Genomic DNA, 15,453 nt, shown 5'->3' with positions numbered 1-15,453 from the left:
CGATGGCTGCTGACACCAGCCGGTCGGTGGCGAAGGCCGCGGACGGCGAGACGCCCCTCGCCGCCCGCGGCCCCAGCCGCACGACTGCCAGAAGCAAGCGTGGAAGCGACGGCGGGAACAACCGCGGCCTCGGCCGCGCCCTCGCCACGCACTGGTACGCCTGGGCCATGATCGCCCCGGTCGTGCTCGTCCTCGGCGTGATCGTGGGCTGGCCGCTCGTACGCGGCGTCTACCTGTCGCTCACCGACGCCAACGAGCGCAACGTCGCCCGCACCATCGGCGTGCGCCACATCGACGCCACGTACCGGTTCGTCGGGCTCGACAACTACACGGAGGTCCTCGGCGACCCCGTCTTCTGGCAGCGGCTGGTCTGGACGGTGGTGTGGACCGTCGCGTGCGTCTCCATCACCTTCGTCCTCGGCCTCACCCTGGCCACCATGCTCAACCGGCAGTTCCGGGGCCGCGCCGCCTACCGCATGGCGCTCATCCTGCCCTGGGCCGTACCCGGCTTCGTCTCCGTCTTCGCCTGGCGGTTCCTCTTCAACCGCGACAACGGCATCCTCAACAAGATCCTCGACGGCGGCGGCATCTCCGCCGTCCCGTGGCTCGACGACCCCACCTGGGCCAAGGTGGCCGTCATCGCCGTCAACGTCTGGCTCGGCATCCCCTTCATGATGGTCGCCCTCCTCGGCGGCCTCCAGTCCATCCCGGCCGAGCTCTACGAGGCCGCCGAGATGGACGGCGCCGGCCCCTGGCAGCGCTTCCGGCACATCACCCTGCCCGGACTGCGCGCCGTGAGCATGACGGTGATCCTGCTCTCCACCATCTGGACCTTCAACATGTTCCCGGTGATCTTCCTGCTGACGCGGGGCGGCCCCGGCGACTCCACCGAGATCCTGGTGACCCAGGCCTTCCGCGAGGCCTTCATCGCGAGCCCGCGCGACTTCGCCGGCTCCGCGACCTGGGGCGTGCTGATCCTCGGCCTGCTCATGATCTTCGCGCTGGTCTACCGGCGCTCGCTGCGCAAGCAGGGAGAGGTGTGGTGACCGTGACCACCAACGAGACCGCCTCGAAGCAGGCCGCCCGCCCGCGCGGCGCGCGGTCCCCGCTCGCCTCCTTCGGACTGCACGCCACGCTCGTCGTCGCGTCCGTCATCGCCGTCTTCCCCGTGCTGTGGATCCTGCTGACCTCGCTCAAGCCGGCCAAGTACGCGATCAGCACGGACTTCGTGAAGGAACCGACGCTCGCCAACTACTCCTACCTGCTGGAGGACAGCCACTTCCTCAGCTGGTTCTGGAACTCGGTCCTCGTCGCCGGCGTCACCACCGTGCTCGGTGTGTTCATCGCCGCCACCACCGGATACGCGGTCAGCCGCTTCAAGTTCCCCGGCATGAAGCCGCTGATGTGGACCCTGCTCATCACGCAGATGTTCCCGATGGCCATCCTGATCGTCCCGCTCTACAACCTGATGGGAGAGCTCGGGCTGCTCAACCAGCCGCTCGGCCTGATCATCACGTACCTCACCATCGCCGTGCCGTTCTGCGCCTGGATGATGAAGGGCTTCTTCGACACGATCCCGGTCGAGATCGACGAATCCGGCCGCGTCGACGGGCTCAACCCCTTCGGCACCTTCTGGCGCCTGATCCTGCCGCTCGCCAAGCCCGGCCTCGCCGTGACCGGCTTCTACGCCTTCATCACCGCCTGGGGCGAGGTCGCGTACGCCTCCGCCTTCATGGTCGGCGAGGAGAACCTCACCCTCGCGGGCGGCCTGCAGACCTTCGTCACGCAGTACACCTCCAACTGGGGCGCCATGAGCGCGGCATCCGTCCTCATCGCCATCCCGGCGGCGGTCTTCTTCCTCTTCGCCCAGCGTCACCTCGTCGCCGGTATGACGGCGGGCGCCACCAAGGGCTGACCACCCGGCGCTCCCCTCTTCGTGTTACCGGCCCGATCTCTCAAGGACACCATGACCCAGCACCTCGCCGACGCGCTCCCCACCCAGACCGGGACCCAGCCCGGCTGGTGGAGAGACGCGGTGATCTACCAGGTCTATCCGCGCAGCTTCGCCGACTCCGACGGGGACGGCATGGGGGACCTGGAAGGCATCCGCAGCCGGCTGCCCTACCTGCGCGACCTGGGTGTCGACGCCGTGTGGCTCAGCCCCTTCTACGCCTCCCCGCAGGCCGACGCCGGCTACGACGTCGCCGACTACCGGGCCATCGACCCCATGTTCGGCACCCTGCACGACGCCGACGCCGTGATCCGCGAAGCGCACGCGCTGGGCATGCGGATCATCGTCGACCTCGTCCCCAACCACTGCTCCGACCAGCACGAATGGTTCAAGCAGGCGCTCCGGGAAGGCCCCGGCAGCACCCTGCGCGAACGCTTCCACTTCCGGCCGGGGAAGGGCGAGGCGGGCGAGCAGCCGCCGAACGACTGGGAGTCCATCTTCGGCGGCCCCGCGTGGACCCGGGTCGCCGACGGGGAGTGGTACCTGCACCTGTTCGCGCCCGAGCAGCCCGACTTCAACTGGGAACACCCCGCCGTCCAGGACGAGTTCCGGTCCGTACTGCGGTTCTGGCTCGACCTGGGCGTCGACGGCTTCCGGATCGACGTCGCGCACGGCCTGGTCAAGGCGGCCGGACTGCCGGACCTGGGCAGGGACGAACAGCTCAAGCTGCTGGGCAACCAGGTGCTGCCCTTCTTCGACCAGGACGGCGTCCACGAGATCTACCGGGCGTGGCGGACCGTCCTCGACGAGTACGCGGGCGACCGGATCGGCGTCGCCGAGGCCTGGGCCCCCAACGTCGAGCGCACCGCCCTCTACGTACGCCACGACGAACTGCACCAGGCGTTCAACTTCCACTACCTGACGACCGGCTGGGACGCGGCCGCGCTGCGCGCCACCATCGACGCGTCGCTGGACGCCATGCGGCCGGTCGGCGCCCCGACGACCTGGGTGCTGTCCAACCACGACGTGGTCCGCCACCGGACCCGCTTCGGGAGCCTCGACCGGGCGCGCGCGGCCGCGCTGCTCATGCTGGCCCTGCCCGGGTCCGCGTACGTCTACCAGGGCGAGGAGCTCGGACTGCCCGAGGTCACCGACCTCCCGGACGAGGTGCGCCAGGACCCCTCGTTCTTCAAGGCGAACGGCCAGGACGGGCTGCGCGACGGCTGCCGCGTCCCGCTCCCGTGGTCGGGCGACGCCGCCCCGTACGGCTTCGGGACGGGCGGCAGCTGGCTCCCGCAGCCGGCGGAGTGGGCCGGGCTGAGCGTCGAAGCGCAGACCGGGGACCCGGACTCCACGCTGGAGCTGTACCGCACCGCCCTGCGGATCCGGCGCGAGCACCCGGACCTGGGCGCGGGCGACGCCGTGGAGTGGCTGGAGGCGCCGGAAGGCGTGCTGATGTTCCGCCGCGGCGGCCTCGTGTGCGCGGCCAACACGACGGGGACCGCGGTGCGGATATCCGGTGCGGGTGCCGGTGCCGGTGCCGGTTCCGTGCTGCTGGCGAGCGGGCCGCTCGCCGACCCCGACGTCCTGCCGGGTGACACGGCGGTGTGGTGGCAGGGGTGAGTTCCCCGCTGCGGCTGACGGACATCGCCTCGCAGGCACAGGTCAGCGAGGCGACCGTCAGCCGCGTACTCAACGGCAAGGCGGGCGTGGCCGCCGGCACCCGGCACCGGGTACTGGCCGCCATGGACCTGCTCGGCTACGAACGGCCGGTGCGGCTGAAGCGGCGCAGCAACGGGCTGGTGGGGCTGCTGATCCCGGAGCTGACCAATCCCATCTTTCCGGCGTTCGCCCAGGTCATAGAGCAGGCACTGGCCGGGCAGGGGTACACGCCGGTGCTGTGCACCCAGACCCCGGGCGGCGCGACGGAGGACGAACTGGTCGAGCAGCTGGAGGAGCGGGGGGTCACCGGGATCGTCTTCCTGTCCGGGCTGCACGCGGACGCGTCGGCCGATCCCGCGCGCTACCAGCGGCTGTCCGCGCGCGGGCTGCCGTTCGTGCTGATCAACGGCTTCAACGAGGCCATCAGCGCCCCCTTCGTCTCCCCGGACGACCGCGCGGCCGCCGAGATGGCCGTACGGCACCTGGAGGAGCTCGGCCACCGGCGCATCGGGCTCGCCATCGGGCCGACGCGGTACGTCCCCTCGGCGCGCAAGGAGCAGGGGTTCCTGGCCGCGCGGCCGGGGGCGGCGGAGGAAGGGCTGGTCCAGCGCACCCTGTTCACCGTCGAGGGCGGCCACGCGGCGGGCGGCGCCCTGCTGGACCGGGGCTGCACGGGCGTGGTCTGCGCCAGCGACATGATGGCCCTCGGCGTCATCCGCGCCGCCCGCGAGCGGGGCCTGCGCGTCCCGGAGGACGTCTCGGTGGTCGGCTTCGACGACTCCCCGCTCATCGCCTTCACGGATCCCCCGCTGACGACGGTCCGCCAGCCGGTCCGCGCGATGGCCACGGCGGCGGTGGGAGCCCTGCTGGAGGCGGTGGCCGGGACCCCGGTCCAGCGCACGGAGTACGTCTTCCAGCCGGAGCTGGTGGTACGGGGCTCGACGGGAATGGCCCGGGGGTAGGGGGCGCGGTGGGGCGGGGGCGGCGTTGGCTCGCGGTGCGTTGGCTCGCGGTGCGGCTCGCGGTGCGTCGCCCTGCGGTTCGGGCCCGCCATCTCCCCCGCGAGGGGTGGGGGCCGGGCGGTGTTTGCCCACCCGCCTCCCCGGGTGCGGGCCGGTGGGCTGGGGCCGTACCCCCTCGGGCGGTCTCGCAGCTGGTTTGGGGGTTTCCCGGCAGTCCATCGTCCTTCCGGTTCGGGCCGGTCCCTCAAGGGCGCTCCCTTCGGTCGCGTCGCTTCGCGATGGCCTTCGGCCACCCTTGACCGACCGGCCCGCCCCGGAAAGACAAAGGACTGCCGGGAAGCCCCCAAAAGAACGGCACGGTCCATGGTTGGAGGGACGGGTCCGTCAGGGATGAGGCGACGGAGCCGGGCCTTGGCCGGCCGGGCATCCGGGCCTCTGGATGCCGGATTCGGGGCCGGGGGCGCGGCTATGCGCACGAGAGGTTGATCAGAGCGACCTGCGGAGCACCCAGACGCGCCAGATCGCTACGCGCTCCTCATATCTCGGCGTCCGGCGACCGCCTTGGGCTGATACCCGCACCAGAGGACGAACAGACCGGCCGGGAAGCACGCTGGAGCCGGTACCGGCGCAGCCTGAGACGGCTACCGTCCCGCTTCGTCTGCTGTGAGAGCCTGCGCGGCATGGGCATCGCGAAGAAGGGCACGCGGACGATCGTCGTGGACGGCGAGCGGTACCGGTGGGTGGTCGCGCCCGATGACGAGCCCGGGCTGGGGATCGTGGTCGAGCACGGGGAGGCGGACGGGCAGCGGATGGTGACGTGGGTCGAGCACGGGACGGTGATCGCGCCGGGGCTCGTTGAGGTGGTCGTTCGCCGGGCGTTGGACCGTCACGGCTGGACGCCTCGGGAGCGGGGGAAGCAGCTCACGTTGCGTCTCGACGCGGTGTAGAACGCCGCGGGGGCGGCCGACGTTGCCGTCGGGCCGCCCCCGCGGGCCGCTCCGGGTCAGGCGCCCAGGTGGGAGCCCTCCGCCCACTCCTTCTCGCCTTCCTTGACGCAGCTGGAGTGGTAGACCGGGCCGGCGAAGGCCGGGAGGTTGTGGGGCACCGCGGCGAAGGAGGTGCAGTTCGACGAGTAGCCCTTGCGGCCACCGTCGAAGTAGTCGATCTCGACTCCGTCGTTGGCCAGGGCGGCACCGGCCCCGCCCAGGAGGATGCCGGCAGCCAGGACGGACGCGGTGACAGCGGAACGAATGCGCATGACTCCCCTAAGGATCAATGGACGGACGCGCCGGTCGGTCCGCGCGTCGGCCGGTCCAACCGTCCGCGAGCGGGGCTGGGAACGGCCGTTCACTCCAATGCCCGCAGCTGTATCGTTTCGCCTTGGTGCGGTTCCGCTGGTCGGGTGGCGCGTGCAAGCATCTGCGGATGATCACACTTGCCGATGATCTCGGCCACCTTTCGTACGTCGTCGCAGGTGACGGGCCGCCCGTCGTACTCGTGCACGCCGGCGTCGCCGACCACCAGATGTGGGACGCCGTCGTGCCCGGCCTGGCGGAGCACTACACGGTTGTCCGCTACGACCTGCGCGGCTTCGGTGAATCCGCCCCGCCGACCGGCCCGTACAGCGACGCCGACGATCTGCGGCGCCTCCTGGACCACCTCGGGTACGACCGCGTCCGCCTCGTCGGAGCCTCCTGGGGCGGCCGCGTGGCCGTGGACTTCACCCTCGCCCACCCCGGCCGGGTGCACTCCCTGGCCCTGTTCGCCGCGCCCTGGCCGGGCTACGACTGGTCCGCCGAGATGCACGCCTACGACGGGGCGGAGACGGCCGCTCTGGCCGTGGGTGACGTGGACGCCGCCACGCAGATCAACCTGGACATGTGGCTGCGAGGACCGGCGCGAGAGTGGGCGGACGTGGCTGTCGGTCTGGCCGACCGGGTTCGTGAGCCGATGCGGACCTCCTTGGTGAACATGGCCGTCCGTGACGAGCACGGGGCGGGGCCGGGGAGGGGTGACCTCGCCGCCGTTTCCGTTCCCACGCTCGTCGGGGTCGGCAAGCTCGACGTCGCCGACTTCCAGGACATCGCCCGGCGCTACGCCTCGGAGATCCCCGGCGCGACCCTGGTCGAATTCCCCACCGCCGCCCACCTCATCGCGCTCGACGCGCCGGAGGAACTCGCCGGGCAGCTGGGAACGTTCCTCGCCCGGTAGAACCGGCGTCTGGCAGGGTGACCGCCACGGAGGACTCCGTCGTCGATCCTGAGAAGGCGGTCGCCCTGCCGGCTGTCAGGCCCGAAGTCACCGGCTGACCGGTCCGTATCAGCCCCGGACGGTCGTCGGACGCCGAGACGACAGAAGCGCGTAGCGATCCGTCGCGCCCCTGCGCTTCCCACACTGCTCTGATCGACCTCTGGTGCGGGTATCAGCCCCGGGCGGTCGTCGGACGCTGAGACGACAGGAGCGCGTAGCGATCTGGCGCGCCCCTGCGCTTCCCGCGCTGCTCTTGTCGTCATTTGGTGCGGGTATCAGCCACAGACGGCCGCCGGACGCTGAGATGACAGGAGCGCGTAGCGATCTGGCGCGCCTGGGGGCTCCGGAGGTCGCTCTGGTCGACCTCTCGTGCGCCTAGTCGCGTCCCCGGCCCCGAATCCGGCATCCAGGGGCCCGGATGCCCGGCTGGCCGAGGCCCGGCCCCTCGCCTCATCGCTGACGGACCCGCCCCTCTCCTCCTGCCCCGTGACCGTTCTTTTGGGGGTTTCCCGGCAGTCTTTCGGCTTTCCGGGGCGGGTCGGTCGGTCAAGGGTGGCCGAAGGCCATCACGAAGTGACGCGACCGAAGGGAGCGCCCTTGAGGGACCGGCCCGAACCGGAAAGCCGAAAGACTGCCGGGAAACCCCCAAACCGACTGTGAGACCGCCCAGGGGGACGCGGCTCTCGGGACACGGCTCTCGGGGCGTGGCGCCGGGGGGTGTGGCGCCGGCGGGGAATGCCCCGCCGCGGCTGATCACGGGCATGGTGCCCGTCTCGCCCGCTGGCCGCGCGTGATCGGAAACAATTCTGCAATCTCTTGCGCAAACTCTTGCAACACTCCTGGGCGCCCCCTACGGTCGCGTGCAACCCCCCACACCTTCCCGCCAGGAGGACCCCCACATGGCTCGATCCGTATCCGCGCGCGCCGGCAGAGCCGCGCTGGCGACGGCGGCTCTCGCCGCCGCCTCCCTCACCGCCCAGGCGCCGCAGGCTTCGGCGGCTCCGCCCGGGGAGAAGGACGTCACCGCCGTGCTGTTCGAGTGGCGGTTCGCCGACGTCGCCAGGGCGTGCGCCGACAGCCTCGGGCCCGCCGGGTACGGGTACGTGCAGGTGTCGCCGCCGCAGGAGCACGTCCAGGGGTCCCAGTGGTGGACCTCGTACCAGCCCGTCAGCTACAAGATCGCCGGGCGGCTCGGGGACCGGGCCGCCTTCAAGGGCATGGTCGACGCCTGTCACGCCGCCGGGGTGAAGGTCGTCGCCGACTCCGTCATCAACCACATGGCCGGACCGGACGACCCCGGCGCCGTCCTCTCCGGGACCGGCGGGTCGGCGTACAGCAAGTACTCCTACCCCGGGCTCTACTCCGGCGCCGACATGGACGACTGCCGGGCCGAGATCTCGAACTACCAGGACAAGGCCAACGTCCAGAACTGCGAGCTCGTCAAGCTCGCCGACCTCGACACCGGCGAGGAGTACGTGCGCGGGCGGATCGCCGGGTACCTCAACGACCTGCTCTCCCTCGGCGTCGACGGGTTCCGGATCGACGCCGCCAAGCACATGCCCGCCGCCGACCTCGCCAACATCAAGTCCCGGCTGAGCAACCCCTCCGTGTACTGGAAGCAGGAGGCGATATACGGGGCCGGGGAGGCGGTGAGCCCGGCCGAGTACCTCGGCTCCGGCGACGTGCAGGAGTTCCGGTACGCCCGGGACCTGAAGCGGGTCTTCCAGAACGAGAACCTCGCCTACCTGAAGAACTTCGGGGAGGCGTGGGGGTACATGGCCTCCGGCAAGTCCGGGGTGTTCGTCGACAACCACGACACCGAGCGCAACGGCGAGACCCTCACCTACAAGAACGGCTCGGACTACACCCTCGCCAGCGTGTTCATGCTGGCCTGGCCCTACGGCTCACCCGACGTGCACTCCGGGTACGAGTGGACCGACAAGGACGCCGGCCCGCCCAACGGCGGCACCGTGAACGCCTGCTACTCCGACGGGTGGAAGTGCCAGCACGCCTGGCCGCAGATCTCCTCCATGGTCGGATTCCGCAATGCCGCACGCGGCCAGGGGGTCACCGACTGGTGGGACAACGGCGGTGACCAGATCGCCTTCGGACGCGGGGCCAAGGCGTACGTCGCCGTCAACCACGAGGGCTCCGCGCTGACCCGGACCTTCCAGACCTCCCTGCCCTCCGGGAGCTACTGCGACGTGCAGAGCGGCCGCACCGTGAGCGTGGACTCCGGCGGCCGGTTCACCGCCACGCTCCAGCCGCAGACCGCCCTCGCCCTGCACGTCGGCGCCCGTACGTGCGACGCGACCGCCGCCGGGGCCTCGTTCGCCGTGAACGCCGCCACCGCCCCCGGCCAGGACGTCTACGTCACCGGCGACCGCCCCGAGCTCGGCGGCTGGAACACCGCCGCCGCCCTCAAGCTCGACCCGGCCGCCTACCCCGTGTGGAAGCTCGACGTCACCCTCCCGGCCGGGACCTCCTTCGCCTACAAGTACGTCCGCAAGGACGCCTCCGGGAACGTCGCCTGGGAGAGCGGGGCCAACCGCAGCGCCACCGTCCCCGCCAACGGCGAGGTCACGCTGACCGACACCTGGCGCAACTGACCCCCGACCGCGCAGCCCGACTCCGAGGAGAGACCCCTTGATACGCCCCGCCGCGGGAGCGGTCGCCGCCGCCCTGGCCGTGACGCTCCTGCCCGCCCTCCCCGCGGCGGCCGCCGCGCAGGCCCCGGCACCGCCGTCGGACGCGAAACTGGCCGCCGAGCCCGCCCGGCACGACCTGACCCGCGAGCAGTTCTACTTCGTGCTCCCGGACCGGTTCGCCAACGGCGACCCGCGCAACGACCGGGGCGGGCTGGCCGGCGGCCGCCCGGAGACCGGCTTCGACCCGACGGACAAGGGCTTCTACCAGGGCGGGGACCTCAAGGGGCTCACCGACCGGCTCGACTACATCAAGGGGCTCGGCACCACCGCCATCTGGCTGGCGCCGATCTTCAAGAACCAGCCCGTGCAGGGCAAGGGCGCGGAAGCCTCGGCCGGCTACCACGGCTACTGGATCACCGACTTCACCCAGGTCGACCCGCACTTCGGCACCAACGCCGACCTGGAGCGGCTCATCGACAAGGCGCACCGGAAGGGGATGAAGGTCTTCTTCGACGTCATCACCAACCACACCGCCGACGTCGTCGACTACCGCGAGGGCTCGCACGAGTACCTGTCGAAGGGGGCCTTCCCCTACCTGACCAAGGACGGGGTCCCCTTCGACGACTCCGCATACGGCGGCGGTGCCGGCGGGAAGGGGAAGTTCCCCGCCGTCGACGCCGCCCGGTCCTTCCCCCGCACGCCCTTCGTGCCCGAGGGGAAGAAGGACCTCAAGGTCCCCGCCTGGCTCAACGACCCGGCGATGTACCACAACCGGGGCGACTCCACCTTCGCCGGGGAGTCCTCCGAGCAGGGCGACTTCTCCGGCCTCGACGACCTGTGGACCGAGCGTCCCGAGGTCGTCAGCGGGATGGAGAAGATCTACGAGAAGTGGGTCGAGGACTACGACATCGACGGCTTCCGCATCGACACGGTCAAGCACGTCAACACCGGCTTCTGGACCCAGTGGGCGACCGCCCTCGACAAGTACGCCGCCCGGCGCGGCCGTCCGGACTTCTTCATGTTCGGCGAGGTGTACTCCGCCGACACGGCCGTCACCTCCCCCTACGTCACCCGCGGCCGCCTCGACGCCACCCTCGACTTCCCGCTCCAGGACGCCATCCGCGCGTACGCCTCCCAGGGCGCGCCCGCCGGCCGGCTGGGCGCCGTACTCGCCGACGACTACAAGTACGGCTCCGACAAGGCCAACGCCTACGAGCAGGTGACCTTCCTCGGCAACCACGACATGGGCCGCTTCGCCTCCTTCCTGAAGCAGGACCGGCCCGGGGCGGGGGAGCGGGAGCTGCTCGACCGGTACCGGCTGGCCAACGAGCTGATGTTCCTCTCCCGGGGCAACCCGGTGATCTACTCCGGTGACGAACAGGGCTTCACCGGCTCCGGCGGCGACAAGGACGCGCGTGCGCCCCTCTTCGCCACCAAGGTCGCCGACTACCTGGACGACGACCAGCTCGGAACGGCGCGCACGCACGAGAGCGATGCATACGATCCGGAGCACCCGCTCTACATGCAGATCAGTGCTCTCTCGAAGCTGGCCAAGGCCCACCCGGCCCTGCGCGACGGCATCCAGAGCGAGCGCCTCGCCGACGGCTCCGCGTACGCCTTCGCCCGCACCGACCCCAAGACCCGTACCGAGTACCTGGTCGCCGCCAACAACAGCGGCACCGCCCGTACCGTCGAGGTCGACGCCCCGCCCGGCGCCTCCTACCGCCCCCTGTACGGGGCCACCGGCCCCGGCGGCACCCCCTACGCGGCCCCCGCCCCCGTCACCGCCTCCCCGGCCGGCAAGCTCACCCTGGACCTGCCCGCCCTCGGCACCGTCGTCCTCCAGGCCACCGCACCCCTGCCCGCCCCCGCGGCCGGGCCCGCCCTCACCCTCAAGGCCCCCGCCCCCGGCGCCACCGGCACCGTCGAGCTGTCCGCCGAGGTCACGGGCGGCGCCGGCCCCGGCGCCCTCACCCGGGTCGTCTTCGCCGCGCAGACCGGCACCGGCAAGTGGCAGGTCCTCGGCTCCGCCGACCACGCCCCCTACAGGATCACCCAGCCCGTCGACCCGGCGACCCCGTCAGGTACGCCCCTGCGCTACAAGGCCGTCGCCGTCGACTCCGCCGGCCGCACCGCGTCCGCGCTCGCCGCCTCCACCACCGGGCAGACCCCGCCGACCGCACCCCCCACCGCCACCCAGCGCGACTACGCCGTCGTCCACTACAACCGCCCCGACGGCGACTACACGAACTGGCGCCTGTACGCCTGGGGCGACCTCGCCGAGGGCGAAGCCACCCCCTGGCCCGAGGGACACCCCTTCACCGGCCGCGACGCCTACGGCGCCTTCGCCCACGTCCGCCTCAAGCCCGGCGCCTCCTCCCTCGGCTACCTCGTCATCGACAAGGACGGCAACAAGGACGTCGCCGCCGACCGCACCCTCGACCTGACCAGGACCGGCGAGATCTGGCTCGAACAGGGCAAGGAGCCCGCCCGCGCCGACCGCCCCGCCTACCCGCCGCAGGACCAGGCCAAGGCCGTCCTGCACTACCAGCGCCCCGACGGCGCCCACGACGGCTGGGGCCTGCACGTGTGGACCGGCGCCGCCACGCCCACCGACTGGTCCAAGCCGCTCCTGCCCACCCGCACCGACTCCTACGGCGCCGTCTACGAGGTCCCCCTCGCCCCCGGCGCCACCTCCCTCAGCTACATCCTCCACAACGGCGACCAGAAGGACCTCCCCGCCGACCAGTCCCTCGACCTGAAGGCCACCGGTCACGAGGTGTGGATGCTCGGCGGCCGCGAGAAGTACCTCCTCCCGCAGCCCGCCGGCTCCTCCGCCGCCCTGGACCTCACCAAGGCCGAGGCCGTCTGGATCGACCGCGACACCCTCGCCTGGAACGCCCCGCAGACCGCCGCCTCCCTCCAGCTCCTCGCCTCCCGCGAGGGCGGCATCACCACCGGGAACGGCGTCCTGCACGAAGCCGGCGCCCAGTGGCTGCGGCTGAACCGCTCCGCGCTCACCCCCGCCCAGAAGCAGAAGTTCCCGCACCTGGCCGCGTACGGCGCCTTCACCGTCGACCCCCGCGACCGCGACCGCGTACGCGAGGCCCTGCGCGGCCAGCTCGTCGCGAGCGCCCGCGCCGCGAACGGGGCCGTCCTCGCCGCCACCGGCGTCCAGCTCGCCGGCGTCCTCGACGACCTGTACGCGAACGACAGCCCCCTCGGCCCCGTCTTCAAGGACGGCCGCCCCACCCTCTCCGTCTGGGCCCCCACCGCCCAGCAGGTCGCCCTCGAGATCGACGGCCGCACCGTCCCCATGCGCCGCGACGACACCACCGGCGTCTGGTCGGTGCGCGGCGAACGCTCCTGGACCGGCAAGCCCTACCGCTACGCCGTCACCGTCTGGGCTCCCAGCACCCGCCAGATCGTCCGCAACCTGGTCACCGACCCCTACTCCACCGCCCTGACCACCGACTCCACCCGCAGCCTCGCCGTCGACCTGGCCGACCCCGAGCTCGCCCCGCCCGGCTGGAAGGAGCTGCGCAAGCCCGCGCCCGTCCCCTTCACCAGCGCCCAGATCCAGGAGCTGCACATCCGCGACTTCTCCATCGCGGACGCCACCACCAAGCACCCCGGCCAGTACCTGGCCTTCACCGACACCGGCTCCGCCGGCATGCGGCACCTGAGCGAGCTGGCCGCCGCCGGCACCTCCTACGTCCACCTCCTGCCCGCCTTCGACTTCGGGACCGTCCCGGAGGCCCCGAAGGCCCGCACCGAACCCGCCTGCGACCTCAAGGCGTACGCCCCCGACTCCGAGGAGCAGCAGGCCTGTACGGCCGCGGCCGCCGCGAAGGACGGCTTCAACTGGGGCTACGACCCGCTGCACTACACCGTCCCCGAGGGCTCGTACGCGAGCGACCCGAACGGCACCGCCCGCACGGTCGAGTTCCGCAGGATGGTCCAGTCGCTGAACGGCGCCGGCCTGCGCACCGTCATGGACGTGGTCTACAACCACACCGTCGCCTCCGGGCAGTCGGACAAGTCGGTCCTCGACCGCATCGTCCCCGGCTACTACCAGCGGCTCCTCGCCGACGGCTCCGTCGCCACCTCCACCTGCTGCTCCAACACCGCGCCGGAGAACGCGATGATGGGCCGCCTCGTCGTGGACTCCGTCGTCACCTGGGCCAAGCAGTACAAGGTCGACGGCTTCCGCTTCGACCTGATGGGCCACCACCCGAAGGCCAACGTCCTCGCCGTCCGCAAGGCCCTCGACGGGCTGACCGTCGCCAAGGACGGGGTCGACGGCAAGAAGATCGTCCTCTACGGGGAGGGCTGGAACTTCGGCGAGGTCGCCGACGACGCCCGCTTCGTGCAGGCCACGCAGAAGAACATGGCCGGCACCGGCATCGCCACCTTCTCCGACCGCGCCCGTGACGCCGTCCGAGGCGGCGGCCCCTTCGACGAGGACCCCCGCGTCCAGGGCTTCGCCTCCGGCCTGTTCACCGACCCCAACGGATCCCAGGCCAACGGCACCCCCGCCGAGCAGCGCGCCCGCCTGCTGCACGCCCAGGACCTCCTCAAGGTCGGCCTCTCCGGCAACCTCGCCGGGTACGCCTTCACCGACTCCGCCGGCCGCCGCACCACGGGCGCCGGGGTGGACTACAACGGCGCCCCGGCCGGCTACGCGGCCGCCCCCGGCGACGCCCTCGCCTACGCCGACGCCCACGACAACGAGTCCCTGTACGACGCCCTGGCCTACAAGCTGCCCGCCGGCACGCCCACCGCCGACCGGGCCCGCATGCAGGTCCTCGCCATGGCCACCGCCGCCCTCTCCCAGGGCCCGGCCCTCTCCCAGGCGGGCACCGACCTGCTCCGCTCGAAGTCGCTGGACCGCAACTCCTTCGACAGCGGCGACTGGTTCAACGCCCTGCACTGGGACTGCCGCGAGGGCAACGGCTTCGGCCGGGGCCTGCCGCCCGCCGCCGACAACCGCGCCAAGTGGCCCTACGCGAAGCCCCTGCTGACCGGCCCGGCCCCCGGCTGCCCGGAGATCACCGCGGCCTCCGCCGCCTACCGCGACCTGCTGCGGATCCGTACGACGGAGCCCGCCTTCGCCCTCACCACGGCCGAGGCCGTACAGCAGCGGCTGTCCTTCCCGCTGTCCGGGCCCGAGGAGACCCCGGGCGTCCTCACCATGGCCCTCGGCGACCTGGTGGTGGTCTTCAACGCCACCCCCGCCGACCAGCGCCAGCGCGTCCCCGCCCTCGCCGGCACCGGCTACGCCCTGCACCCCGTGCAGGCGGCGGGTGCGGACCCGGTGGTGAAGCGGTCCGTGTACGACCCGGCGACGGGGGAGTTCACCGCCCCGGCGCGCACGGTCGCGGTGTTCAAGCGCGGCTGACCGCCACCCGGCCGCGCTGAGCGGCGGTGCCGGAGCAACTCCGGCACCGCCGCTCAGACGTCGAGGCGCCGCTCCAGCAGGATCACCCCGTACACCCGGCCGTCCTTGCCCTCCTTCGAGGGGAACTCGCCGACCACCCGGTAGCCGGCGCTCCGGTAGTACGCCAGAAGCTTCGGGTTGGTGGACACGCAGTCCAGCCGCGCCCGCTCCCGCCCCGTCCGGGCGATCCGGTACTCGGCGTGCTCCAGGATCCGCATGCCCGCCCCGGGCGGCGCGGCCTTCCGCTCCACCATCAGCCGGTGCACGTACCCCGCCACCGGCGGCTGCACGCCCCAGGCCTCCTCGTCGGACCACCAGAGCTCGTACGCCCCCACGAGCCGCCCGTCGGCGTCCTCGGCGAGCCAGACCTCACCGTCGCGCATCCGCGCGCGGAAGTGCTCGGCGTCCTTGTCGCCCGGCTTCCACTGGTCGATCCCCTGGCCGAGCATCCACCGGGCGGCCTGGTCGTACAGCTTCACCAGCGTGGCGGCGTCCTTCTCCCCGGCCGCCCGGAACAACATCCCGTCGTCAATGATCACG

The 15,453-nt window shown here is 72.0% G+C and carries 10 protein-coding genes; 8 read left to right on the top strand and 2 right to left on the bottom strand.

Annotated features, from left to right (window positions below):
- Positions 1-2 precede the first annotated feature (2 nt).
- The 5 genes from ACZ518_RS14590 (at position 3) to ACZ518_RS14570 (ending at position 5,522) form a co-directional block, all read left to right on the top strand.
- Complete coding sequence (locus ACZ518_RS14590; protein ID WP_469113365.1) at positions 3-1,046, top strand: carbohydrate ABC transporter permease; 1,044 nt, start codon at positions 3-5, stop codon at positions 1,044-1,046.
- Positions 1,043-1,915, top strand: a complete 873-nt coding sequence (locus tag ACZ518_RS14585; protein WP_469113364.1) for a sugar ABC transporter permease — start codon at positions 1,043-1,045, stop codon at positions 1,913-1,915. The genes ACZ518_RS14590 and ACZ518_RS14585 overlap by 4 nt, the downstream gene beginning before the upstream one ends.
- 51 nt (positions 1,916-1,966) lie before the next feature.
- Positions 1,967-3,574 carry a glycoside hydrolase family 13 protein gene (locus tag ACZ518_RS14580; RefSeq protein WP_469113363.1) on the top strand — a complete coding sequence of 536 codons (1,608 nt, stop codon included), beginning with the start codon at positions 1,967-1,969 and terminating at the stop codon, positions 3,572-3,574.
- Complete coding sequence (locus tag ACZ518_RS14575) at positions 3,562-4,575, top strand: LacI family DNA-binding transcriptional regulator (RefSeq protein ID WP_469113362.1); 1,014 nt, start codon at positions 3,562-3,564, stop codon at positions 4,573-4,575. The genes ACZ518_RS14580 and ACZ518_RS14575 overlap by 13 nt, the downstream gene beginning before the upstream one ends.
- 680 nt (positions 4,576-5,255) lie before the next feature.
- Positions 5,256-5,522, top strand: coding sequence for a hypothetical protein (locus ACZ518_RS14570; RefSeq protein ID WP_469113361.1), 267 nt, complete (start codon positions 5,256-5,258; stop codon positions 5,520-5,522).
- A 56-nt stretch (positions 5,523-5,578) separates the two neighbouring features.
- Here the strand turns inward: ACZ518_RS14570 and ACZ518_RS14565 are convergent, their stop codons facing one another.
- Complete coding sequence (locus ACZ518_RS14565; RefSeq protein WP_469113360.1) at positions 5,579-5,833, bottom strand: hypothetical protein; 255 nt, start codon at positions 5,831-5,833, stop codon at positions 5,579-5,581.
- A 167-nt stretch (positions 5,834-6,000) separates the two neighbouring features.
- On the opposite strand from ACZ518_RS14565, the gene ACZ518_RS14560 reads away from it, so the two are divergent.
- The 3 genes from ACZ518_RS14560 to pulA all read left to right on the top strand — a co-directional run bounded on the left by ACZ518_RS14560 (position 6,001) and on the right by pulA (position 14,874).
- A complete protein-coding gene (locus ACZ518_RS14560) occupies positions 6,001-6,786 on the top strand; it encodes an alpha/beta fold hydrolase (RefSeq protein ID WP_469113359.1) in 786 nt (261 codons plus the stop codon).
- 938 nt (positions 6,787-7,724) lie between these two features.
- Positions 7,725-9,434, top strand: a complete 1,710-nt coding sequence (locus tag ACZ518_RS14555) for a carbohydrate-binding module family 20 domain-containing protein (RefSeq protein ID WP_469113358.1) — start codon at positions 7,725-7,727, stop codon at positions 9,432-9,434.
- Between the two features lie 37 nt (positions 9,435-9,471).
- A complete protein-coding gene (pulA, locus tag ACZ518_RS14550) occupies positions 9,472-14,874 on the top strand; it encodes a pullulanase-type alpha-1,6-glucosidase (RefSeq protein ID WP_469113357.1) in 5,403 nt (1,800 codons plus the stop codon).
- A gap of 53 nt (positions 14,875-14,927) precedes the next feature.
- Here pulA and ACZ518_RS14545 read toward each other — a convergent pair whose 3' ends face one another.
- Entirely contained in the window at positions 14,928-15,452 is a 525-nt protein-coding gene (locus ACZ518_RS14545; protein WP_469113356.1) for a GNAT family N-acetyltransferase, read from the bottom strand.
- Position 15,453 lies beyond the last annotated feature (1 nt).

The sequence above is a fragment of the Streptomyces sp. NPDC033966 genome, from assembly GCF_055575955.1.
Note: the sequence above shows the minus strand (reverse complement) of the source record. Positions and strands in the feature narration are given on the sequence as shown.

Excerpts from the sequence above, each read along its gene's own strand:
- ACZ518_RS14590 (WP_469113365.1), top strand. The coding sequence starts at position 3 with ATGGCTGCTGACACCAGCCGGTCGGTGGCGAAGGCCGCGGACGGCGAG.
- ACZ518_RS14565 (WP_469113360.1), bottom strand. The coding sequence starts at position 5,833 with ATGCGCATTCGTTCCGCTGTCACCGCGTCCGTCCTGGCTGCCGGCATC.
- ACZ518_RS14560 (WP_469113359.1), top strand. The coding sequence starts at position 6,001 with ATGATCACACTTGCCGATGATCTCGGCCACCTTTCGTACGTCGTCGCA.
- ACZ518_RS14570 (WP_469113361.1), top strand. The coding sequence starts at position 5,256 with ATGGGCATCGCGAAGAAGGGCACGCGGACGATCGTCGTGGACGGCGAG.
- ACZ518_RS14580 (WP_469113363.1), top strand. The coding sequence starts at position 1,967 with ATGACCCAGCACCTCGCCGACGCGCTCCCCACCCAGACCGGGACCCAG.
- ACZ518_RS14555 (WP_469113358.1), top strand. The coding sequence starts at position 7,725 with ATGGCTCGATCCGTATCCGCGCGCGCCGGCAGAGCCGCGCTGGCGACG.